Here is a 21,703-nt window from a genome sequence, read left to right on the forward strand (position 1 = left end):
CAGCTGGCAGGCGCACTGCATTGTGGCCCTACCACCTCACACAGACCTGGCTGCCGCCATCGCCAGCACAACAGGCCGGCAGTAAACGGCGGGCATAAAAAAACCGGCCGCAAGGGCCGGTGAAACAGTTCAGGCTTGTCAGGTGACAAACGCACCCAGCGGATGAAGAGAAATCCCAATTCCTTATGGCGCCTTCTCTTCTTGAGTACGTAGGGACACTCTACGCCATGGTCACTGAATCAAGGCTGAACCATGGCCATTGCGTCACCAGCCCTGTCGTTGCTTACAACTTGATGCCCAGCGACTGGCGCAGATAGGCACCGGCACCGAGCAGGCCCGGCCCTTCATGGGTGATAAGGAAGACCGGGATATCCTTGAGATAGGATTTGAAACGCCCCTTGTCCTCGAAGGCCACCCGAAAACCCGAGCCGATGAAGAACTCCTGGAAGCGCGGCACTATGCCACCGGCGATGTAGACGCCGCCGAAGGTGCCCATGTTGAGCGCCAGGTTGCCGGCAAAACGGCCCATCAGCACGCAGAACAGGCTCAAGGTGCGACGGCAGTCCAGGCACTCGCCCGCCAGCGCGCGCTCGGTGATGTCTTTGGGTTCGAACGCCTGCGGCTCGCGGCCATCGGACTTCACCAGACCACGGTAGATGTTGACGAGGCCGGGGCCGGAGAGCAGCCGCTCGGCCGAGACGTGGCCCAACTCGGCGCGCATCACCTGCAGCACCGCATCCTCCTCTTCGCTGTTGGCGGCAAAGTCCACGTGACCGCCTTCGCCCGGCAGGCTCAGCCACTGCTCACCCGCCTGCACCAGGTGGGCGACGCCAAGGCCGGTGCCGGCCCCGTAGATGGCGATGGGCTTGCCGGCGACTGGGGCCGCGCCACCCAGCTGGATGCGATCGCTCTCCCCCAGCACGGGCACCGCCATGGAGACGGCGGTAAAATCGTTGATCACCTGCAGTCGGGTCAGCCCCAGACTGGCCTGCATCTCGCTGATGGAGAACTCCCAGCTGTGGTTGGTCATGGCGACCCAGTCGCCGTTGATGGGGCAGGCGATGGCGATGCAGGCTTCGCTCACCTGCACCTTGTGCTCATCCAGATAGAGGCGAACCACGGCTTCGAGAGTGGGATGGGCCAGCCCGGAATAGGTCTTGGCCCGGGAAATGGTGCCGGTTGCCAGCTCGCACAGGGCCAACCGGGCATTGGTGCCGCCTACGTCGCCGACCAGCGCATGGGTATGCTGCATAAAACAACTCCTTCGTTACTGGGGTCGGGGCGGCCATTACCGTCCCGCACTTATTATTTGGTGCCAATTCTACCCGAGCCCCTCCCCTTGCGGCGCGTTTGATGGGTGCAACTGTGCGCCCGCTCACAGTGTTGTTGCTTTGCAACATTTGTAAGCGCTTTCACGGAATGACTGGAAGTTTGTAACCAAAACAACGAAATAATTAGACATGAGTCATACTTTGCAGGGCCGAGATTAGTTTCGATAAGAGCTTGTCTTGTATAGTCATCAAGTTGATTGGAAACCTGCTTAGCCATGAATTCAGTGCAAAGACACTGAAGCTAAATTACAAAAACGCCTGGTGGTGATGATGAATACCCTTGATAAAATTACTAATAATTTGGAAAGTTTCAGTAAATCAGAGCGTAAAGTCGCCGAGGTCATCCTGGCCTCCCCACAGACGGCCATCCACTCCAGTATCGCCACCCTCGCCAAGATGGCTGACGTCAGTGAACCGACCGTCAACCGTTTCTGTCGCCGGCTCGATACCAAGGGCTTTCCCGATTTCAAACTGCATCTGGCCCAGAGCCTGGCCAACGGCACACCCTATGTGAACCGCCACGTGGAGGCAGAAGACGGGCCCGATACCTATACCGCCAAGATCTTCGAATCCACCATGGCCTGCCTCGATGCCGCCAAGAACAGCCTGGACATCTCGGCCATCAATCGCTGCGTCGACATCCTGACCCAGTCCAAGAAGATCAGCTTCTTCGGCCTTGGGGCCTCCTCCGCCGTCGCCCGCGATGCCCAGAACAAGTTCTTCCGCTTCAACATCCCGGTGGTGAGCTTCGACGACATCGTCATGATGCGCATGAGCTGCATCAACAGCAGCGAAGGGGACGTGGTGGTGCTCATCTCCCACACCGGCCGCACCAAGGCGCTGGTGGAGATTGCCGCGCTGGCCCGTGAAAACGACGCCACCGTCATCGGCATGACCGCCAAGGACTCCCCGCTGGCGCGCGAGTGCAACCTGGTGCTCTCCATGGACGTGCCGGAAGACACCGACGTCTACATGCCGATGGCTTCGCGCATCGCCCAGCTCGCCCTGGTGGACGTGCTGGCAACCGGTTTCACCCTGCGCCGCGGCATGAAATTTCGCGAAAACCTGAAGAAAGTCAAAGAAGGTTTGCGCGAATCCCGCTTTGATACACCCCACTCTTCGTGAACAACGGGGGCCCCGGCCCCCGGCTGTCTCTGCCACCTTCCTTGGTGTAGTATTGTAATTTAGTAACAAAAGCCACCCAGATGGCTTGCAAGCGGGTGCAATGGGTCATGCGCTTGACGGGGCAGTATCTCAAGTCATATCAACTTCAAAACTGGAGTCTTTCATGCCAAGACGTACAAAGATTGTAACCACACTCGGTCCGGCCACCGATCGCGAAGGGATCCTCGAGGGGATCATCCGTGCCGGTGCCGACATGGTGCGGATGAACTTCTCCCACGGCACTGCTGAAGACCACATCCTGCGCGCCAACCAGGTGCGTGACATCGCCGCCAAGCTGGGCCGTCACGTCGCCATCATGGGCGACCTGCAGGGCCCCAAGATCCGCGTTTCCACCTTCAAGGACGGCAAGATCTATCTGGCCATCGGCGACAAATTCATCCTCGACGCCGCCCTTGGCAAGGGTGAAGGCTGCCAGGAGCAGGTCGGCATCGACTACAAGAGCCTGCCCAATGACGTGGTGCCCGGCGACATCCTGCTGCTGGACGACGGCCGCGTGCAACTGAAAGTGGAGCAGGTCGAAGGCACCCGCATCCACACCACGGTCACCGTGGCCGGTCCGCTCTCCAACAACAAGGGTATCAACAAGAAGGGTGGCGGCCTCTCCGCCCCGGCGCTGACCGAGAAGGACAAGGAAGACATCAAGACCGCCGCCCGCATGAACGTGGACTATCTGGCCGTCTCCTTCCCCCGCTGCGGCGATGACCTGCGCTACGCCCGCGAGCTGGCCCGCGAAGCCGGCTCCAACGCCAAGATCGTGGCCAAGGTCGAGCGCGCCGAGACTGTCGCCACCGACGAGGCGATGGAAGACATCATCCTCGGCTCCGATGCCGTCATGGTGGCTCGTGGTGACTTGGGCGTCGAAATAGGCGATCCCGAGCTGGTCGGCGTGCAGAAGAAGCTCATTCGCCACTCCCGTCGCCTGAACCGGGTGGTCATCACCGCGACCCAGATGATGGAGTCGATGATCAATGCGCCGCTGCCGACCCGTGCCGAAGTGATGGACGTGGCCAACGCCGTGCTGGACGGAACCGATGCGGTGATGCTCTCCGCCGAGACCGCCGCCGGCCAGTTCCCCATCGAGACCGTTACCTCCATGGCCAGCGTCTGCGTGGGCGCCGAGAAGCACCCGAGCCTGAACGTCTCCAACCACCGCATGAGCTACACCTTCACCTCGGTGGAAGAGGCGGTCGCCATGTCCACCATGTATGCGGCCAACCACCTGGAAGGAGTCAAGGCGATCGTGGCGCTGACCGAGTCTGGCACTACCCCGCTGCTGATGTCCCGTATCAGCTCCGGCCTGCCGATCTTCGCCCTGTCACCGCACAACAAGACCCTGGCCTGGACCAACCTCTACCGCGGCGTCACCCCTGTGCTGTTTGACGGCGATGAGACCAAGCCGGTCTACGAAGTGTGCCGCGATGCGCTGGACGTGCTCAAGGCCAAGGGGCTGCTGCAAAGCGGCGACATGGTGTTGCTCACCCACGGCGACAAGATGGAAACCGTCGGCAGCACCAACACCTGCAAGGTGATGATGGTCGAGTAATCGCTCCTCCTGCCAGCAACAAAAACGGCTCCCGCGGGAGCCGTTTTTCATGGTGACCAAGCAATATCAGCCGCGAAACAGCTCCACCTTGTCGCCATCCTGCAGGCTGCCGGCGCCGCGCACCACCACCCTGTCACCCTGCTTGAGCGCCCCGCTCACCGCCACCTGCCGGCTGTCGCCGAACAGCACGGTCACCGGCACCCGGTTCACCTTGAGCTCCTCGCCATGCTGCTCCACCTGATAGACCACGCTCCCCTCGGTGTTGAGCACCAGGGCATCGCGCGGCAGCAGCATGGTCTGCTGCTCCGCCAGCGGCAACGCCACCCGCACCGGCGAGCCGATGATGAAACGCCCCCCCTCCGGCTTGAGGCGCAGTTCGATGAGGCGCGACTTGGGATCGGCGCTGGCCGCCCGCTGGTAGTAGACCCCGTGGCCGCTGAGCTGATCCCCTTCCACTCGCAGCCGGGTCTGGGGCGCCAGCTGGCCGGCCCAGACGATGGGGGCCTGCAGGCGGATGTCGGGCTGATCGGGGTTGACCAGCTCCAGCGCCTGTTCGCCGGCATCCACATGTTCCCCCGGCTGGATGAAGTGGTTGTTCACCACCCCGTCGAACGGCGCGAAGATGTGGCTTCTGCGCAGCTGCTCCTCAATCTGGCGCACCTGCACCCGCGCCAGCCGCTCGGCCAGTTCAGCCTGCTCCACGTCGTAGCGCGCCTTGTCGTACTGGCTCTGGGAGGCGCTCTTCTGGCGATGCAGAGTCGCCAGCCGGCCAAACTCGGCGCGGGCAAAGCGCACGTTGCTCTCCCACTTGGCCTGCTCGGCCTGGGCCTGCTCCAGCGAGAGCCGCAGCGCCGCGCTGTCGAGGCGCAGCAGCTCATCCCCCTTGCTGACCCGGCTGCCGAACTCGGCGATCCACTCCACCCGGCCGCTCACCTCGGCGCTGAGCGCCGCCTGCTGGCGGCTCGCCACCGTACCGCTGACCCAGATGCTGGCCGCCGCCTCCCCCCGGGTCACGTCCGCCAGGGTCACCATCTTGCCCTGTGCCAGCGCGGGGAACACGCCCCCCGCCAGCAGCGCCGCGCCCACAACCATCCTTGTAAAAACTCGTGTCATCGATGAGCTCCTTGCTCAGGCCCGCTGCCGAATGGCCTGCGGCACGTCGACCCGCTCACCCAGCCGCAGGAAGGCGGGCAACAGGACCAGGGTAAACAGGGTACTGCAACTCATGCCGCCAACGATGACGGTGGCCAGCCCCCGGTAGATTTCGCTGCCCTCGCTCGGGCTCAGCATCAGCGGCAGCATGCCGAAGATGCTGGTGAGGCTGGTCATGGCGATGGGACGCATCCGGCTTTGCAGGGCATCGGCCACCGCCTGCTGGCGGCTCATCCCCTCCCGCTCCGCCGTGCGGGTCTGGTGCACCAGCAGGATGGCGTTGTTGACCACCAGCCCCAGCAGGATGACGAAACCGATGATGGTCAGCAGATCCATCGGCAGCGGCACCAGCAGCCCGCTCAGGTGCAGCGCCAGCACGCCGCCGACGGTGGCGAGCGGCAGGGTCAGCAGCACCAGCACGGCATCCTTGAGGGAGGCAAAGACCCCCCACAACAGGATCAGCAGGATCATCACCGCAAACAGGAAGATGGCCCCCAGGTTGCTGAGCGCCTGCTGCAGGCTGTCGGCATTGCCGGAGACCCGCAGCTCGCCGCCGGCCGGCAGCAGCGGCCGGATGGCGGCAAAACTCTTGCTCTGCAGGGTGTCCAGCACCTGCTCCATGCTCATCCCCGCCGGGGGCGAGATCTGGAGGCTGATGCTGCGCCGCCCGTCAGCCCGAAAGATGCTGGCCGGCCCCATGTCGTGCTCCACCCGTAGCAGCTCGCCGAGCGGTACGATGCGCCCGGACGGGGTCGCCAGCGGCACCGCCTTGAGTTCATCCGGGTTGGCCGAGGTCTGCCCCATCAACATGATGTCGAGCCGCTCCTCCCCGTCGAAATACTCGCCAACCCGCAGCCCGTCTCCGAAGGTCTGGATGATGGCGGGCATGGGGGTGCGATCCCAGCCCACCTCGGCGAGGCGCCGGTCCTGCGGCATCAGCCGCAGCTCGGGGGCGGTGAAATCGAGATCCGGCTGCGGCCTGACCTGGGCCCCCGGCAGATCCTGCTTGACGATGGCCATGGCGGCCCGCGCCGCCCGATAGAGCTCGGCCAGATCGCCCCCCTGCAGCAGCAGGGAGATGCCGTTCTCGCTGTCAAAGCCGCCGAACAGCGACCCCTGACCGCCAAACACCTGGGTATCTGGGATGCCCACCAGCAACTGCTTCATCAGCAACTGCTCCAGCACCTTGATCTGGTCCTCCTCTTTCGGTCGCACCCCGATCTGGGCACCGCCCGGGTAACGCAATATGTAGTAGTTCTTGAGGGCCGGCTCCTGCTCCCCCTTCATGTAGGGATCCAGCCTGGCGATGAGCGTGTCGATCACCTCCTCGCGCTGGGCCTTGAGGTTGAAGCCCGGGGTGAAATTCATCCAGACATCCACCGCGTCGCGCTTCACGTCCGGCAGGTAGTCCATCTTCGGCAGCAGGGCCCAGGTCGCCAGCGCCGGCAGGCTCATCATCAGGGTGATGACGGTCCAGCGCCGGCGGGGCGTCGCAGTCCAGCGGATCACGTGGCGGGTGGTGCCCTGCCACAGCGCCTCATAGGGGTCAGTCAGCCGCTCGCGCCCCATCCAGCGCGCCGCCACCGCCGGCAGCACGGTCACCGCCACCAGCATGGAGACGGTCACCGCGCAGGCGATGGTGAGCGCAAGGTCTGCAAACAGCTGCCCCTCCACGTCATTGAGCAGCAGCACCGGCAGGAAGATGGCGACCGTGGTCAGGGTGGAGGCCACCAGGGCGGTCCACACCCGGCTGGCACCTTCCAGCGCCGCCTCCCCCTTGCTGAGATCCCCTCGCTCGTGGCGCCGATAGATGCTCTCCAGCACCACGATGGCGGCATCGAGCACCATGCCGACCGCAAAGGCGATGCCCGCCAGCGAGATGACGTTGAGGGTGCGTCCCAGCACCTTGAGCAGACAGAAGGTGAGCATGATGCTGATGGGGATGGCGATCGCGATCATCAGGGTCGCCTTGAGCCGGCGCAGAAAGACCCAGAGGATGGCGCAGGAGAGCAGCACGCCGAGCCCCAGGTTGGCGGTCACCATGCTCACCGCCCGGTTGATGTAGAGGGAGGCGTCGAACGACTGCTCCATGTGCAGACCGACCGGCTCCAGCACCTCGCGGTTGAGCTCGCCCACCTTGAGCTTGATCGCCTCCAGCGCCGCCAGGGCGTTGGCCCCACTCTCCTTGAAGATCTGCGCCGCGATGGCGGTGTTGCCGTTCTGGATGCGCAGCACCGGGTTCTCCTCCCGGGCCAGCTGGATCTCCGCCACGTCCCGCAGATAGATGGGCAGGCCGTCGCGCCAGTCCACCACCTTGTCTCCCAGGGTCGCCACGTCGTAGCGGCCGGCAAAGCGCAGCTTGTACTCCCAGCGGCCGATGTCGAGGGTGCCGGCGGAGACATCCCAACCGGTGCTGGCCCGGCTGGCCAGCACCGGGATCTCCACCCCCAGCTCGGCGGCGCGGTAGGGGTCGAAGCGGATCTGGATCTGGCGCTCGTTGATCCCCTGGATGTCGACCGTCGACACCCCGGGAATGCGCTCCAGCTCGGGTTTTATCCGCGCCTCGATCAACGCCTGGTGATCGTCGATCGGCCCCTTGGCGCCGGGCAGCTGCTGGATGAAGAAGAAGGTGAGGGTGTCGTTGCTGCTGTAGTTGTTGACGTAGGGACCGCCAATCTTGTCCGGCAGGCCGGAGACCCGGTTCAGGCGGGAGATGACGTCAAGCTGGGCCCGCTGCATGTCGGTGCCGAGGGCAAACTCCAGATCGATCTCGGTGAAGCCGGGGAAGCTGTTGCTGGTGAGGTTCTTGAGCCCCTGCACCCCCTGCATCTCCTGCTCGATGGGGTCGGTTATCTCCGACTCCATCTCCTGGGGTGAGGCCGAGCGCCAGTCCACCGAGATGTTGAGGTGCGGGCGATCGATGTCGGGAAACAGCTGGATCGGCAGCCCCCGGATGCTAAGCAGGCCCAGCAGAAAAATCAGCACGATCGAGACCGCCACCCAGATGGGACGTTCGATCGCCGTTTTGGCGAGGTTCATTCACTCTTCCTGAGTTTGTTGTTGTCGGCCATTCCGCTGGCCTTGCTTCCTGCCCCAAGGGTGGGGGGCCATTGCATTAAACTGGAATTAATCGAGGTTGTAAATGCATGGTTAACAAACAAAAAAACCGGCCATATCGGCCGGTTTCAGATTCAGGAGCGAGTGCACTCTCAGGCGGCGTGCACCACCGGATTTTGCTGGGATAACCCCTCCAGCTCGCCCGGGGCGAAGTTGTCCACTTGGATCGCTTCGTAGCGCAGGGCATCGGCGGCCAGCAGCTTGTCCGCCTCGTCCTTGCTCAGGATGGATTGGGACAGGGCAGCAGCAACCAGCTCCGGCAACGCCAGTTTGCGGGGCAGCTTGCCCTCTTTCTGGGCCTGCACCAGTTTCTTCTCGTAGGGCTGCACTGCGACCATGGCCTGGAAAGCGCGCTCCATCAGGCCGACCGGGTCCGCCTCGTCCTTGCCCACATAGCAGAGCGCGGTCAGACGGTCGCGGAACTCGCCCGGCTTCATCATGGCCAGGCAGATGGCATGGCAGCGATCGTCGGCCGGCATCTTGTAACCCACGCCGAACGGGAACACCACCCGCTTGAGCACGGCGCCCACCACCTTGTTCGGGAAGTTCTGGAAGAAGCCCTCGAACGCCTTGCCAATCAGGTAGAGGTTGCGCTCCACCGCGTACTGCACGAACGGCAGATCGGAGACCATGCGGCCCTGATCCTCGTAGTGCTTGAGGGTGGCAGAGGCCAGGTAGAGGTGACTCAGCACGTCACCCAGACGGGCGGAGATCATCTCCTTGCGCTTGAGATCGCCACCCAGCATCAGCATGGAGACGTCGGCGCACAGGGCCAGCCCCTTACTCATGCGAGAGAGCTGCTTGTAGTAGCGGGCGGTTTCACCGGCCACCGGGGCATTGTTGAACTGGCCCAGGGTCAGCCCCTGGAACAGGGAACCGAAGAAGTTGCCGGCGCCAAAGGCGATGTGCTTCATCAGCAGGGCGTCAAACTTCTCGAGGCCGCGCTCCACGTCGGTGTCGGCCGCCGCTTCCAGCTCGGCAAACACGTACGGGTGGCAGCGGGTGGCCCCCTGCCCGAAGATCATCAGGTTGCGGGTCAGGATGTTGGCCCCTTCCACCGTGATCGCCACCGGAATGCCCATGTAGGCGTAGCCGGTGTAGTTTTTCGGGCCCAGCTGGATGGCACGGCCGGCGTGGATGTCCATGGAGTCATCCATGATCTGGCGCGCCATCTCGGTCATGTGGTACTTGGAAATCGCGGTGACGATGGCCGGTGCCTGACCCAAGTCCAGGGAACCTGCAGTCATGCGACGGGCCCCTTCCAGCTGATAGGTGAGGCCGCCGATGCGAGCCAGCGCTTCCTGCACCCCTTCAAACTTGCCGATGGACATGCCGAACTGCTTGCGCACGTAGGAGTAGGCCCCCACGGTGCGGCTCGCCATGTGACCGCAAGCGGTGCCAAGGGCAGGCAGCGAGATGCCGCGCCCGGCGGAGAGGCATTCCACCAGCATGCGCCAGCCGCGACCGGCGTAATCCGGGCCACCGATGATCCAGTCGAGCGGAATGAACACGTCCTTGCCGAAGGTCGGGCCGTTCAGGAACGCCAGCCCCATGGGGTAGTGGCGATCGCCGACGCGCACGCCCGGGTGGCTAGTGGGGATGAGTGCGCAGGTGATACCGAGCTCTTCCTTGTCACCCAGCAGTTTTTCCGGGTCATAGAGTTTGAACGCCAGCCCCAGCACTGTAGCGCGCGGCGCCAGGGTGATGTAGCGCTTGTTCCAGTTGAGGCGAATACCCAGCACCTCTTCACCCTTGTGCATCCCCTTGCAGACGATCCCCTTGTCCGGAATGGCGCCAGCGTCGGAGCCCGCTTCCGGCCCGGTCAGGGCGAAACAGGGCACTTCCTTGCCGTTAGCCAGCCCCGGCAGCCAGAAGTCCTTCTGGGCCTGGGTGCCGTAGTGCATCAGCAACTCGCCCGGGCCGAGGGAGTTCGGCACCATGACGGTAACCGCCACGCTCAGGCTCTTGGTGGCAATGCGGGTGACGATGGTGGAGTTGGCGATCGCGGAGAATTCACGGCCGCCGTAGGATTTCGGGATGATCAGGGAGAAGAAGCCTTCCTTCTTCAGATAGTCCCACACCGGCTCCGGAAGATCCTTGGTTTCGTTGACGATCTTGAAGTCGTCGACCATGGCGAGCAGGGTTTCGACCTGGTTGTCGATGAAGGCCTGCTCCTCTGCGGTCAGTTCGGCCTTGCCGTAGCCGTGCAGTTTTTTCCAGTCGGGGTTGCCGCGAAACAGCTCCCCATCCCACCAAACGGAGCCGGCTTCCATGGCCTCCCGCTCGGTGGCAGACAAGGGCGGCAGTATCTTCTTGAAGATGCCGAACACCGGGCGGGTGACCACCTTTTTACGGATGGAGGGCACGCCGAGCACGACGGCTATCGCCAGCACCAGCAGGATAAGCAATGTGATCATACTCAAGTTCCTTCTATTTCACTGTTTCCGTTGATTTATTGTTGGTTGTTACACGGCCAGGGAGAGCCTGGTCGACTCCACGGGCGCCCCGACACCGGACGCCAGATAAGGAATGACGTTGCGTACCAGCCCCTCCACATCGAGCTGCTGGCCGAAATCGGCCTGGGCAATGTCGCGCAGCGCATCGGCCGAAGCCATGGTGAACACGACGGTACCCAGGGTGAAGTGCAGCCGCCAGAACAGATCCGCCGGCGACAACTCCGGGTTGGCCTTGGAGATGGCCTGGGTGATCCGCTGCAAAATGGGGCCGTAATGGGCGGTGATGAAGCGGCGCAGGTGACCCTGGCTGTCGATGTAGCCGCGTCCCAGCAGCTGCATGAAGATGGCCGGACCGTTGGTGCGCACCGCCACCAGCTTCATCAGCGGGTCGACGAAACTCTCGAACACTTGCAGCAGGGTCAGCTGCTCTTGCGCCATCAGGGTATGCAGGCGTGCATCCAGCTCGGGCATGAACAGGCTCAGATAGCGATCGAGCACCGCCTGGATCAGCTCCTTCTTGGAGCCGAAGTGATAGTTCACCGAGGCCAGGTTGACATCGGCCTCACTGGTGATCAGACGCAAAGAGGTATCGGCGAACCCCCGTTCGGCAAACAACACCTCGGCGGCATCGAGAATGCGGTTTTTGGTATCGATTTTACTCACAGGACACCTCACTTAAACGAATGTTTAAAAAGTACGTTTCACAACCTTTTGTGTCAAGAGAATGTGAACAGGTGTTAGTGAAATGTTTTTCGTGAAAATGGGGAACAAGGCGGGAACTTCACGGACGAATCGGACTCTATATCTATGCCACTGCAATTAAACATTAAGTCTCGCCCAACCTGCTCCATGCTAGTTGGGCATTTTTTTACCCTGCTGCTATCCAGCACGCTGGCAAACGGGCAAAAAAAACCGTCGCAGGGCGCGACGGCGGGGAAATGAGGTTGCACCATCCTGATCCAACCCATCGATGCGAGTTCAGGCTTTCATCGATACACCCATCATGGCTGCCAAGCGTGTTCAAACTTTGTCAACCTGCCCTCAATTTGTGACAAAGTATGACAAGCCACCACATGGTCTCGACCCGCCGCCTTTGCTATGCTGGCCCCTCACGCCAGAGGGGAAGATAAGATGAAGTACACGGTCGATACCCACACCCACACCGTCGCCAGCACCCACGCCTACAGCACCATTCACGACTACCTGCCCATCGCGAAGGCAAAGGGGATCAAGCTGTTCGCCACCACGGATCATGGCCCCGATATGGCGGATGCCCCCCACTTCTGGCACTTCGTCAACCTGCACGTATTGCCACGGGTGGTCGACGGGGTCGGCATCCTGCGCGGCATCGAAGCCAACATCAAGAACATCGATGGCGAGATCGACTTCCCCGAGCGCTACGAGTCGCGGCTCGACATGATCATGGCGGGCTTTCACGAACCGGTGTTCCCCCCCTGCGACCAGGCCACCCACACCCAGGCCATGATCAACGCCATTAAGAGCGGCCGGGTCGACATGATAAGCCACCCCGGCAATCCCGCCTTCCCCATCGATATCCAGGCGGTGGTCAAGGCGGCGGCAGAGTATCGGGTAGCGCTGGAGCTCAACAACTCCTCCTTCAGCCACTCCCGCCCGGGCAGTGAAGGCAACTGCCGCGCCATCGTCGAGGCGGCGCGGGACATGGGGGCCTACCTCACCTTCGGCTCCGACTCCCACGTGGCCTTCAGCCTCGGGGATTTCGAGCACTGCCACCGGCTGGTGACCGAGGCCGGCTTCCCCGAAGAGCGGATCCTGGCGCGCTCCCCCCGCGCCCTGCTCGATTTTCTCGAAAGCCGCGGCCGTGCCCATATTCCGGAGTTCACCGACCTCTGACCTTGACCGTAACTCCATGAGCTCACTCATAAAACCGAGTACAGCTCATTGACTTGCCCCCGGGTTTTCAGGAATCTAGTGGCACGCCGGTATAGCTCAGTTGGTAGAGCAGCGCATTCGTAATGCGAAGGTCGCAGGTTCGACTCCTGTTACCGGCACCAGAGCTGAAAAACAACAACGCCGCATAGCTTATGCGGCGTTGTTGTTTATAGGATGTCCAGGCTCTGCTGCATGGGGCTGGCCGGCTTGAACCGGCTAGCCTGCAAACCTCTCGGCTCATAGCAGCAACAGATTGTCCTGCCGATTGGAGGCGGTCACCAGCACCGGGATGGACTTGGAGGTCGGGGTGAACGAGCCCGCCCCAATGCTGTCAATGGGGACCAGCGGGTTGGTCTCCGGATAGTAGGCCGCGATGTTGCCGCGCGGGATCTCGTAGATCACCACCACAAAACCGGTCACGCTGCGCTCGCGCCCGTCGTTGCAGATGGCCGCCATGTCAACCCTGTCCCCTTCGGCAAAGCCAAGCTGGCGGGCATCCGCCTCGTTCATGAACACCACGTTGCGCTGGCCCTTGATGCCACGATAGCGATCATCCATGCCATAGATGGTGGTGTTGTACTGATCGTGGGAGCGCAGGCTCTGCAGCAGCAACACCGGCTGATCGCTCATCTGCTCGGCATGACGGGTACACTCCGGCAACACAGAGTGCGGCAGGGTGCTGGCACGAAACTCGGCCTGGCCGCTGGCGGTGTTCCACACCAGCTTGGCGGCGGAGTTATCGAGATGAAAACCGCACGGCTGCTGGATGCGGGCATTGAAATCGGCAAAACCGGCGATGGTCTGTTCGATAAGATCACGGATACGAGCATAATCATCGCGCAGGGCCAGCCAGTCGACCCGCTCGCCGCCCACGGTGGCATGAGCCATCCGCGCCACTATGTCGGTCTCGGAGAGGCAGAGGGGCGACACTGGCTCGGCCGCGCCGGTCGAGGCGTGCACCATGCTGAAGGTGTCCTCCACCGTGATCTTCTGGTTGCCCGTGCGCTGGATATCGAGCTCGGTGCGACCGAGGCAGGGCAGGATCAGCGCCGCCTTGCCCACCAGCAGATGGCTGCGGTTGAGCTTGGTGCTGATCTGCACGTTGAGCTCGGCCTTTTTCATCGCCCCGTAGGTGAAGTCGGTGTCGGGCGCCGCTGCCGCCAGGTTGCCACCCAGGCAGATGAGTACCTTGCTCTTGCCCTCATGCAGCGCCTTGAGCGCCTCGTAAACGTTGTGACCTGCGGCCCGCGGCAGGCTCACCTGCAGGTGACGCTCGAGCCGCTCGATAAAGGCAGCGGTCGGCTTTTCGTTGATCCCCATGGTGCGGTTGCCCTGCACGTTGCTGTGGCCCCGTACCGGACAGAGCCCCGCCCCCGGCTTGCCAATCTGGCCGCGCATCAGGTGCAGGTTGACGATTTCGCGAATGGTATCGACCGAGTGCAGATGCTGGGTCACCCCCATGGCCCAGCAACTGATGATGCGCTGGCTGGCGGCAAAGACCCGGGCGGCCTGCACGATGTCGGCGCGACTCAGGCCGGATTGCTGCTCGATCGCCCCCCAGTCGGTGGCACGCACCTGCACCTCGTACTCGGCAAAGTGGCGGGTATGGCGAGCGATGAAGTCGCGATCCACCGCCTCTGGCGCCTCTTCCAGGATGTACTTGGCCATGCCGCGGATGGCGGCCATGTCGCCACCCAGTTTCGGCGTCAGGTATTGGTGGCTGATGGTGGTGGCCGCCGGGGTCAGCAGCTCCAGCGGGCTCTGCGGGCTGGCGAAGCGCTCCAGCGCCACCTCTTTCAAGTTGTTGAAGCTGACGATCTTGCAGCCGCCACGTGCCGCCTGGCGCAGGGCATTCATCATGCGCGGGTGGTTGGTACCCGGATTCTGGCCATAGACGAACACCGCATCGGCCTGGTCGAAGTCATCCAGCACCACAGTCCCCTTGCCGATGCCGACCGACTGGATCAGCGCTACCCCGCTCGCCTCATGGCACATGTTGGAGCAGTCGGGGAAGTTGTTGGTACCAAACAGGCGGCCAAACAGCTGATAAAGATAAGAAGCTTCGTTGCTGGCACGCCCCGAGGTGTAGAACTCCACCTCGTCCGGGCTGGCAAGCCCCTTGAGGGTGTCGGCAATCAGGGCAAAGGCATCATCCCAGCTTATCGACTCGTAGTGATCGGTCGCCGGGTTGTAGCGCATCGGCTCGGTCAACCGCCCCTGATACTCGAGCCAGTAGTCGCTCTGGGTGGCCAGCTGGCGCACCGAATGGGCCGCGAAAAACTCGGCCCCCACCGTCTTGCCGGTGGATTCCCAGGCCACCGCCTTGGCGCCGTTCTCACAGAACTGGAAGGTGCCGTGGTCGTTGTCACCCCAGGCGCAGCCCGGGCAGTCGAAGCCGTCGGTCTGGTTGACCCGCAGCAGGTTCTTGATGTTCTGACGGGTCTTCTGGCTGCGCAGCACCTGTTTCATGGTGGATTGCAGGGACGAAAAACCGCCGGCTTTGGCGGGCTTTTCAATATGACTCATGGCACTCTCCGATGGGATCCGCCGGGCGATAGCTGGAGTAGCTGACCGGGGCATCAAACTTGGGAATATGAACGACGTTGAGGTTGTATTTGAGGGCCAGCCTGACCGCCAGCTGGCTGGGCGATGCCAGGCAGATGAGATGACGGGCACCGAAACGGGCGGCTTTTTGCACCAGCTCGCTGCCGCAGCGGCTGGTCACCACCAAAGTGTCGCACGCACTGTGCCCGCGCAGCAGCAGGCCAATCAGCTTGTCGAGGGCATTGTGGCGCCCGATATCTTCCCGGCAATGGAGGATCCGCCCCTCGGCATCCAGCGCCAGCGCCGCATGCAGGGCGCCATGCTGCTGACCCTTGAGCTGCCACTGGGCGATCTGCGCACGCAGCCCCGCCAGCAAGGCCCCATCCAGCGGCGGCGTCAGTGGCAACACCGGCAGTGCGGGCAGCGCCTGCTCCACCGCCGCCACGCCGCAGATGCCGCAACCGGTCGCCCCGGTCAGCCGGCGCTTGTGCTGGGCCAGAGCGGCCTGGGAGCGGTTGGCGATGGTGATGTCCAACACCATCCCCTGCTCGGCCTGCCCAATCTGGATGTCGTGGACCTCGTGGTTGTGCCGGATGATCCCCTCGCCAAACAGAAAGCCGACGGCAAAGTCATCGAGATCGTCCGGGGTCGCCATCATCACCGCATGGTTGATGCCATTGATGTTGATGGCGACGGCGACCTCCTCCACCAGATGATCCAGTGCGGGCGAGACAGGCAAATTTACGGGGATGTCGACGGGCGTGTAGGCAGGCATGCAGGTTGGCCTAAAAATGCAAACTGCATTCAAGTTTAGAGAGGCGGCAGACGCAAAACCAATGAAATAAATCTATATGGTAATAGAGTCATTCTATTGACGACGTTTTTTCAATTGATTAATTTTTAAATCCATCCTCCCCTCGCCTCCCGTATGACGATGAACATCAAGCAGTTGCACTATTTCCACGAACTGGCCAAACATCAGCATTTTGCCAGAGCGGCCAAGGCCTGCCACATCACCCAGCCGACCCTCTCGGCCAGCATCACGGCGCTGGAGAAGAACCTCGGCACCGATCTGGTGGTACGTACCAGCCAGTTCGTCGCCCTCACCGAAGCGGGCGAGCTGGTGCGCCAGTATGCCGAGCGGATGCTGCTGGAGCAGGAGGCGCTCAAGCAGGAGCTGGCGCTGTTTCATGGCGAACTATCCGGCACCCTGCGCATCGGCATAGTGCCCCAGTCCAATGTCGACATCATGCCACTCATCGCCCGCTGCAAGCAGCGCTACCCCGACATCGTCATTCGTCTCTCGGTGCTCAGCAACGAAGCCCTGCTGTCACAGCTGGAGCTGCACCAGTGCGACATCGGACTGGGATTTGACGAACCGCTCATCGGTGCCGCCAGACAGACCTTCCACCTCTATCCCCAGGGGCACAACCAGATGGCGGTGCTGATGAACCGCGACGAGGCGGATCAGCGCCTCCCCGGCGATAAGCTGACCCTGACGGCACTGCAGCAGCGGCCGCTGGTACTGCCCAGCCGCACCATGCAGTTTCGCAAGTATCTGGACCGCGCCGCCGAGCGGGCCGGCATCCGGCTTGACGTGGTGCTGGAAACCGACTCCCTGTTTCACCTGGTGAGCGCCGTGCGCCACCGGCTGGGCTGGGCCATCGTCAGTGCCGGCCTCGCCCGATCCGCCAGCAAGCTCTCGGATCTGGTCTGCCTGCCGCTGGCGCCGCAACGCGACATCGGCCATACCGCCTTCATCACCCGCCAGCACAGCATCACCCCCGCTATGCGCGCCTTCCTCGAGCTGGTGAGGGAGAGTGAGCAAACCAGCACACAGGGCTGAGCAGTGGCGAACGCAAACTCCGCTGGATTGATCCACCTTTGTCTATTTCAGCCAGCTGACATGACTCGAGTACAAAGCCAGAATCTTGGCAACGATGAGAAGATGAGAAGCAAGCCGCGCTAAGCTGTACCAGTCGAGCGAATGGAGAGGGAGCCCTGAGCAGGCACCTCGTTTGGTCAAGGTAATACAGCAGTTTCAGCAAGCGTTGGCGCAAGACGTGCTGACCCGACTGCCACTGTGGGACCAAGTTCCTTGGGGAGAGATGCGATGAATCTCGCCATCACCCTAACGCTGACAAGCCCACTATCGAGCTCAACCGCCCAGATAGCCCAACGTATCTCTGATGACATGGCACACCTGCATCACCGTCTGGGTGATGGGGTAAGTGATGAACTGGGCATCAGCATCAGTTACCTGGTCGAACAGTTTGCGCTGCTGGCAGCGGCCTACCGTTCAAACACCAATGATTGAGTTCAACGATAGCTTTAGCCAGGCCGCCGTAGCGGAAGCCATGTGTACCCATCCAGCTCTCTCCAAGCTCATCTGTCAACAGTTGATAATGCCGGGATTTGCCTATGCCCACGATGTGGAGAGGCGACGAATTGGCGGGCCACTGATAGCCCCCAACCCGGTGCAGCACAAGACCACGCTCTTTGTCAGTCCACGGGATATGCGTGAACATCTGCCGCGAGAGATTAACTTCGCCCGCTTTCGCTGTGTCTGTAATGCTGCGGGTTAGCCGGTTGGCGAGTTGCAACGGGTAATGGTCGGGTCCTACGTCAACCATAGTACCAATGACACGCCGCATTGGAGCTGCCATACATGACCATGACCATGACAACGCCCAATGCACTACCAATGGCGCCAGAGGCTGATATTACCAGGCTCCGAGCCATATCGAGGAGTTCATTGCGCTGAAGCTGACCCAAGAGTTTGATACGCAGTTGGCCAGTCTGGTGCGTTCCGGCGTGCTGGACCTGGATAAATGGGATGGCGCAAATCTGGTTCTTCCCCGCACCATGACCACTGCGCTACTGGAGGCTGCTACCGAGCGGGTGATTTGGCATAGCCACCGCCGTAGCTATCAACGAGACATCAACCGTCTCAAGCAATCGCTGTAGACAATCATCCCCACAACGTCATGTAGTTCCTCACACCTAGGGGTTGGGAAGCCCAACCATGCATGACTTGCGTGATTACAAGACTTTGATCCCTCGGCAGATAACCGCTGCCATCGGCCAGCAACCACAACACCACATCGAGCAATAACCCACCAGACACCACAAACCATATTGGTCGACTTGCTTAGCGATAACTAAGCCAGAGCCCAAACGCTCAAGTTGCTATGTGGAGCCAAAATGTAGGGCCATCTTGCCCCAGCCCGTGGACAATTATGCTTTAACCCATTAGTACACTCATTAAGCTATGGGATATGACGAAAACCTAGTCCAATGGGACAAAATTGACTATTTAAACAACAAGGTATATTTCAGGACAACTGAGAATTGAACGATATAGGCCATGAGAGAAGGAACATTGTTCCTCCACTTTTAGCGGGTTGGCAAACCACACTGCCACCGTGGGCCTCGGCAATGGCCTTGACTACGGCGAGTCCGAGCCCGCTGCCGCCGCTCTTGCGCGAACGTGACGGATCTCCCCGGCGAAACGCATCGAAGATATGGGCTGCAACTTCCTCGCTGATGCCGGGCCCCTCGTCTTCCACGCTCAGGACGCACAGGGTGCCCGAGCGATGCAGACGCACGGTCAGCAGGCCCGGCACCCCATGCTTCTGGGCATTCTCCAGCAGCGCCATCAGAGCCTGACGGATGCGAAGTGCATCGCAACAAACAAGGAGTTCGGCATCGAGCTCCCCCTTGAGGGTGAAACCGCTCGCGGCCAGGGGGGTGACAAACGCCTCGATCACCACGGCAAGCTCGTCGGCCAGCCTGATCTCCTCTCGTTGCAACTCCAGGTGGCCGCTGTCGTTGAGACTAAGCACCCGCAAGTCTTCGATCAGGTGGGTCAATCCCTCCACCTGACGCAGCAAGCCTTCAAAGAGCGCACGCTCTGGCGGAAATACCCCTTCGGCCAGCCCCTGCAAGCGGCCGCGCAAGATGGTCACCGGGGTGCGCAATTCGTGGGCGATGGCGGCATTCCAGAACTCCCGCTCCCGGGTCATGCTCTGCAGCCGTTCGGCCATGGTGTTGAAGTCCCGCACCAGTTGCGCCGTCTCCCCGATCGCCTGCTCATCCAGCGGCACGCGCGCATCGAGTTTGCCCTCTGCCACCTCGCGCAGGCTGTTCGCCACCGAATTGAGGGGAGTCAGGATGCGCCGAGAGAGGCGCACCGCCACGTACAGCGCCATCCCCAATGCAATGAGAATGGTCGAGCCGATCCAGAGCATCTCGACCCTGGAGGGTATCCAGCTCTCGGAGATGCTGCCAGGCACATAGGTCACGGCAATGGCGTAGAACACATAGGTGCCGATCACCGCGAGGGAGATGATGCCGAGCGCCATCAGCCCCAGGGAGCGGATGATCTGCCTGCGCAGGCCGGGAGCCGATGTCATGCATCGCCCCCGAAGCGATAGCCGACGCCCCAGACACTGGCGGGCACCCCCTGGATGCCGTGTGCCTCCAGCTTCTTGCGCAGCTTGCTGATGTGGCTGTCCACCGTGCGCTCCTGGGTATCCCCCTCCGGCAGGCAGTGGGTCAGCAGTTCGGCGCGGCTGAACACCCGTTTCGGCGCCCGCATCAGGGAGGCGAGCAACTTGAACTCGGTCAGGGTCAGATCCAGCACCAGTTGCCCGTCATCGCGGCAAAGGCTGGCCTCGTGACTCTCCAGATCGATCTCGAAGGGGCCGACCCGCAGCACCCGGGCCGTGGCCTGTTTTGCAGCCTGGCTGCGTCTGAGCACCGCCTGTACCCGGGCCACCACTTCAGCCGGATTGAAGGGTTTGACCACATAGTCATCCGCCCCCATGCGCAACCCCATCAGTTTGTCGAGATCCTGATCCAGGGCGGTCAGCATGATCACCGGCGTGTCGCCACGGGCCCGGATCTCGCTGAGCACCTGCCAGCCGTCGAGCTGCGGCATCTGCACATCCAGCAGCAGGAGATCGGGTTTGCATGTCTGGTGCATGGCCAGGGCTTCGCGGCCATCGGCGGCATGCAAAGTGCGCAAGCCGTGACGTTGCAGGTAAGCGGCGAGGATCTCGGCGATCTCGGCTTCATCCTCTGCAATCAGTACCAGTGACTGGGCCGCCGGGCTGGCGGAAGCAGGAAGATACGACATGGTCGGCCTCGAAAATGGTGGGTTGGAACTTTATCACCGCCTCCATGGATTCTCCACAAAGCCTCGAATCATTCGCAATAGCCCCTCTCCATAATGCCCGCTCGATGTGCTCTCGCGGCAACACCATGCCGGGGAGACGGTTTAACGAGGTGAGTATGATGTTTGTCAGACAGCGGTATGCGGGCGCCCTGCTCGCCGTCATTGCCGTATTCGGGTTGGCAGGTTGCGATGGGGCGCCGCAAGCGCAAGACACGCCGGCCCTTCCTCAGGTGTCGGTGATGACGCTGGCAGGGCAGGATCTGGTCATCAGCGAGGATCTGCCCGCCCGGGTGGCCGCGGTGCGCAGCGCCGAAATTCGCGCCCAGATAAGCGGCATTGTGCAGCGCCGCCTGTTCGAGCAGGGCGCCGAAATCGGCGCAGGCACCGTGTTGTTCCAGATAAACCCGGCCCCCTTCAAGGCGGATGTCGACAGCGCCGCCGCGGCATTGCAGCGAGCCGAGGCCGTGCTGGCCCGAGCCCGCATCCAGATTGACCGCCTGGTGCCGCTGCTGCGCACCGAGGCCATCAGCCGCCAGACCTATGACGACGCCGTCTCCCAGCGGGATCAGGCTGCCGCCGACGTGGCTCAGGCCAGGGCGGCCCTGGCCCGGCACCAGCTGAACCTGCAATTTGCCAGCGTGGAGGCTCCCATCGCCGGACGCATCGATCAGGCGCTGGTGAGCGAAGGGGCCCTGGTGTCGCCGACCGATGCCACCCCCATGGCCAGGATCCAGCAGATCGATCAGGTCTACGTCGATGTGCGTCAACCTGCCTCGGTACTGGACGCCCTGCGCCAGCAGGCTGGTTCGACGGCACCTGAACTGACGGTGGAGATCCTCGGCAGCGATGGCAAGCCGCTCGGCATGCAGGGGCACATCCTCTTCTCCGGCATCGAGGTGGATGCCGGGACCGGTGACGTGCTGCTGCGGGTGCTGGTGGACAACCCGGAGAGGCGGCTCTTGCCCGGCCTCTACGTACAGGCGCGCATTCCCCGTGCCCGCTATGCCAACGCCCTGAGCGTGCCCCAGCAGGCGGTGGTGCGCACATCGGGCCAGACCAGCGTGTGGGTGCTGGATGCCAATGGGCAGGCACAACAGATAGCTGTCACAACCGGTGAGCTGGTGGCGCGCCAGTACCGCATCGCGTCCGGGCTCAGCGCCGGACAGCGGGTGGTGATCGAAGGGATAGACCGCCTGACCCCGGGTGTTCAGGTTATTGCCCACCCCTGGCAACCCCTTGTTGCCAGCCAGCGCGCTAGCACCCACACACGCTGAATCGGAGACAT

At 62.3% G+C, this 21,703-nt stretch carries 15 protein-coding genes and 1 tRNA gene; 7 read left to right on the forward strand and 9 right to left on the reverse strand.

The window, feature by feature from the left end:
* Positions 1–283: 283 nt before the first annotated feature.
* Positions 284–1,252 carry a glucokinase gene (glk, locus tag AB5Y98_RS08290; protein WP_042050465.1) on the reverse strand — a complete coding sequence of 323 codons (969 nt, stop codon included), beginning with the start codon at positions 1,250–1,252 and terminating at the stop codon, positions 284–286.
* A gap of 349 nt (positions 1,253–1,601) precedes the next feature.
* Between glk and AB5Y98_RS08295 the strand changes: the two genes are divergently transcribed.
* On the forward strand, positions 1,602–2,456 hold the full coding sequence (locus AB5Y98_RS08295) for a MurR/RpiR family transcriptional regulator (RefSeq protein ID WP_005298732.1): 855 nt from the start codon (positions 1,602–1,604) through the stop codon (positions 2,454–2,456).
* 163 nt (positions 2,457–2,619) lie between these two features.
* Positions 2,620–4,059, forward strand: a complete 1,440-nt coding sequence (gene pyk, locus AB5Y98_RS08300) for a pyruvate kinase (RefSeq protein WP_005298729.1) — start codon at positions 2,620–2,622, stop codon at positions 4,057–4,059.
* Between the two features lie 66 nt (positions 4,060–4,125).
* Here the strand turns inward: pyk and AB5Y98_RS08305 are convergent, their stop codons facing one another.
* The 4 genes from AB5Y98_RS08305 to AB5Y98_RS08320 form a co-directional block, all read right to left on the reverse strand.
* Positions 4,126–5,172, reverse strand: coding sequence for an efflux RND transporter periplasmic adaptor subunit (locus AB5Y98_RS08305; RefSeq protein ID WP_017785768.1), 1,047 nt, complete (start codon positions 5,170–5,172; stop codon positions 4,126–4,128).
* A gap of 15 nt (positions 5,173–5,187) precedes the next feature.
* Complete coding sequence (locus AB5Y98_RS08310; protein ID WP_368231713.1) at positions 5,188–8,250, reverse strand: efflux RND transporter permease subunit; 3,063 nt, start codon at positions 8,248–8,250, stop codon at positions 5,188–5,190.
* 170 nt (positions 8,251–8,420) lie between these two features.
* A complete protein-coding gene (locus AB5Y98_RS08315; protein ID WP_244365018.1) occupies positions 8,421–10,745 on the reverse strand; it encodes an acyl-CoA dehydrogenase in 2,325 nt (774 codons plus the stop codon).
* A 48-nt stretch (positions 10,746–10,793) separates the two neighbouring features.
* A complete protein-coding gene (locus tag AB5Y98_RS08320) occupies positions 10,794–11,447 on the reverse strand; it encodes a TetR/AcrR family transcriptional regulator (RefSeq protein ID WP_005298722.1) in 654 nt (217 codons plus the stop codon).
* Between the two features lie 468 nt (positions 11,448–11,915).
* Between AB5Y98_RS08320 and AB5Y98_RS08325 the strand changes: the two genes are divergently transcribed.
* Positions 11,916–12,656 (forward strand): phosphatase, encoded by a 741-nt coding sequence (locus tag AB5Y98_RS08325; protein WP_094698106.1) that lies wholly within the window; start codon positions 11,916–11,918, stop codon positions 12,654–12,656.
* 85 nt (positions 12,657–12,741) lie between these two features.
* Positions 12,742–12,817 (forward strand) — tRNA-Thr (locus AB5Y98_RS08330).
* A 115-nt stretch (positions 12,818–12,932) separates the two neighbouring features.
* On the opposite strand, the gene AB5Y98_RS08335 is transcribed toward AB5Y98_RS08330, so the two are convergent.
* Together AB5Y98_RS08335 and fdhD are read right to left on the reverse strand one after the other, a co-directional pair.
* On the reverse strand, positions 12,933–15,221 hold the full coding sequence (locus AB5Y98_RS08335; RefSeq protein WP_139431726.1) for an FdhF/YdeP family oxidoreductase: 2,289 nt from the start codon (positions 15,219–15,221) through the stop codon (positions 12,933–12,935).
* A complete protein-coding gene (fdhD, locus tag AB5Y98_RS08340; protein WP_162518998.1) occupies positions 15,208–16,014 on the reverse strand; it encodes a formate dehydrogenase accessory sulfurtransferase FdhD in 807 nt (268 codons plus the stop codon). Before fdhD ends, AB5Y98_RS08335 begins: the two co-directional genes overlap by 14 nt.
* Positions 16,015–16,167: 153 nt before the next feature.
* Here fdhD and AB5Y98_RS08345 point away from each other — a divergent pair, with 153 nt between their 5' ends.
* Together AB5Y98_RS08345 and AB5Y98_RS08350 are read left to right on the forward strand one after the other, a co-directional pair.
* The gene (locus AB5Y98_RS08345) at positions 16,168–17,085 is read left to right on the forward strand and encodes a LysR family transcriptional regulator (RefSeq protein ID WP_201882937.1); all 918 of its coding nucleotides are present in this window, start codon (positions 16,168–16,170) and stop codon (positions 17,083–17,085) included.
* Positions 17,086–17,352: 267 nt separating this feature from the next.
* Positions 17,353–17,556 (forward strand): hypothetical protein, encoded by a 204-nt coding sequence (locus AB5Y98_RS08350; RefSeq protein WP_208201478.1) that lies wholly within the window; start codon positions 17,353–17,355, stop codon positions 17,554–17,556.
* Between the two features lie 1,018 nt (positions 17,557–18,574).
* Here the strand turns inward: AB5Y98_RS08350 and AB5Y98_RS08355 are convergent.
* Both AB5Y98_RS08355 and AB5Y98_RS08360 read right to left on the reverse strand, forming a co-directional pair.
* Entirely contained in the window at positions 18,575–19,654 is a 1,080-nt protein-coding gene (locus AB5Y98_RS08355) for an ATP-binding protein (protein WP_368231714.1), read from the reverse strand.
* Positions 19,651–20,379: a response regulator gene (locus AB5Y98_RS08360; RefSeq protein WP_368231716.1), complete on the reverse strand. Its 729-nt coding sequence runs from the start codon at positions 20,377–20,379 to the stop codon at positions 19,651–19,653. Before AB5Y98_RS08360 ends, AB5Y98_RS08355 begins: the two co-directional genes overlap by 4 nt.
* A gap of 155 nt (positions 20,380–20,534) precedes the next feature.
* On the opposite strand from AB5Y98_RS08360, the gene AB5Y98_RS08365 reads away from it, so the two are divergent.
* Positions 20,535–21,692 (forward strand): efflux RND transporter periplasmic adaptor subunit, encoded by a 1,158-nt coding sequence (locus AB5Y98_RS08365; protein WP_368231717.1) that lies wholly within the window; start codon positions 20,535–20,537, stop codon positions 21,690–21,692.
* Positions 21,693–21,703 lie beyond the last annotated feature (11 nt).

The sequence above is a fragment of the Aeromonas sp. s3 genome (assembly GCF_040907805.1).
GTDB classification, from domain to species: Bacteria; Pseudomonadota; Gammaproteobacteria; order Enterobacterales; family Aeromonadaceae; genus Aeromonas; species Aeromonas dhakensis.

What these genes read in the sequence shown, in the direction of transcription:
- glk (WP_042050465.1), bottom strand. Translation starts at nt 1,252, where the DNA reads ATGCAGCATACCCATGCGCTGGTCGGCGACGTAGGCGGCACCAATGCC.
- AB5Y98_RS08295 (WP_005298732.1), top strand. Translation starts at nt 1,602, where the DNA reads ATGAATACCCTTGATAAAATTACTAATAATTTGGAAAGTTTCAGTAAA.
- pyk (WP_005298729.1), top strand. Translation starts at nt 2,620, where the DNA reads ATGCCAAGACGTACAAAGATTGTAACCACACTCGGTCCGGCCACCGAT.
- AB5Y98_RS08305 (WP_017785768.1), bottom strand. Translation starts at nt 5,172, where the DNA reads ATGACACGAGTTTTTACAAGGATGGTTGTGGGCGCGGCGCTGCTGGCG.
- AB5Y98_RS08310 (WP_368231713.1), bottom strand. Translation starts at nt 8,250, where the DNA reads ATGAACCTCGCCAAAACGGCGATCGAACGTCCCATCTGGGTGGCGGTC.
- AB5Y98_RS08315 (WP_244365018.1), bottom strand. Translation starts at nt 10,745, where the DNA reads ATGATCACATTGCTTATCCTGCTGGTGCTGGCGATAGCCGTCGTGCTC.
- AB5Y98_RS08325 (WP_094698106.1), top strand. Translation starts at nt 11,916, where the DNA reads ATGAAGTACACGGTCGATACCCACACCCACACCGTCGCCAGCACCCAC.
- AB5Y98_RS08335 (WP_139431726.1), bottom strand. Translation starts at nt 15,221, where the DNA reads ATGAGTCATATTGAAAAGCCCGCCAAAGCCGGCGGTTTTTCGTCCCTG.
- fdhD (WP_162518998.1), bottom strand. Translation starts at nt 16,014, where the DNA reads ATGCCTGCCTACACGCCCGTCGACATCCCCGTAAATTTGCCTGTCTCG.
- AB5Y98_RS08345 (WP_201882937.1), top strand. Translation starts at nt 16,168, where the DNA reads ATGACGATGAACATCAAGCAGTTGCACTATTTCCACGAACTGGCCAAA.
- AB5Y98_RS08350 (WP_208201478.1), top strand. Translation starts at nt 17,353, where the DNA reads ATGAATCTCGCCATCACCCTAACGCTGACAAGCCCACTATCGAGCTCA.
- AB5Y98_RS08355 (WP_368231714.1), bottom strand. Translation starts at nt 19,654, where the DNA reads ATGACATCGGCTCCCGGCCTGCGCAGGCAGATCATCCGCTCCCTGGGG.
- AB5Y98_RS08360 (WP_368231716.1), bottom strand. Translation starts at nt 20,379, where the DNA reads ATGTCGTATCTTCCTGCTTCCGCCAGCCCGGCGGCCCAGTCACTGGTA.
- AB5Y98_RS08365 (WP_368231717.1), top strand. Translation starts at nt 20,535, where the DNA reads ATGATGTTTGTCAGACAGCGGTATGCGGGCGCCCTGCTCGCCGTCATT.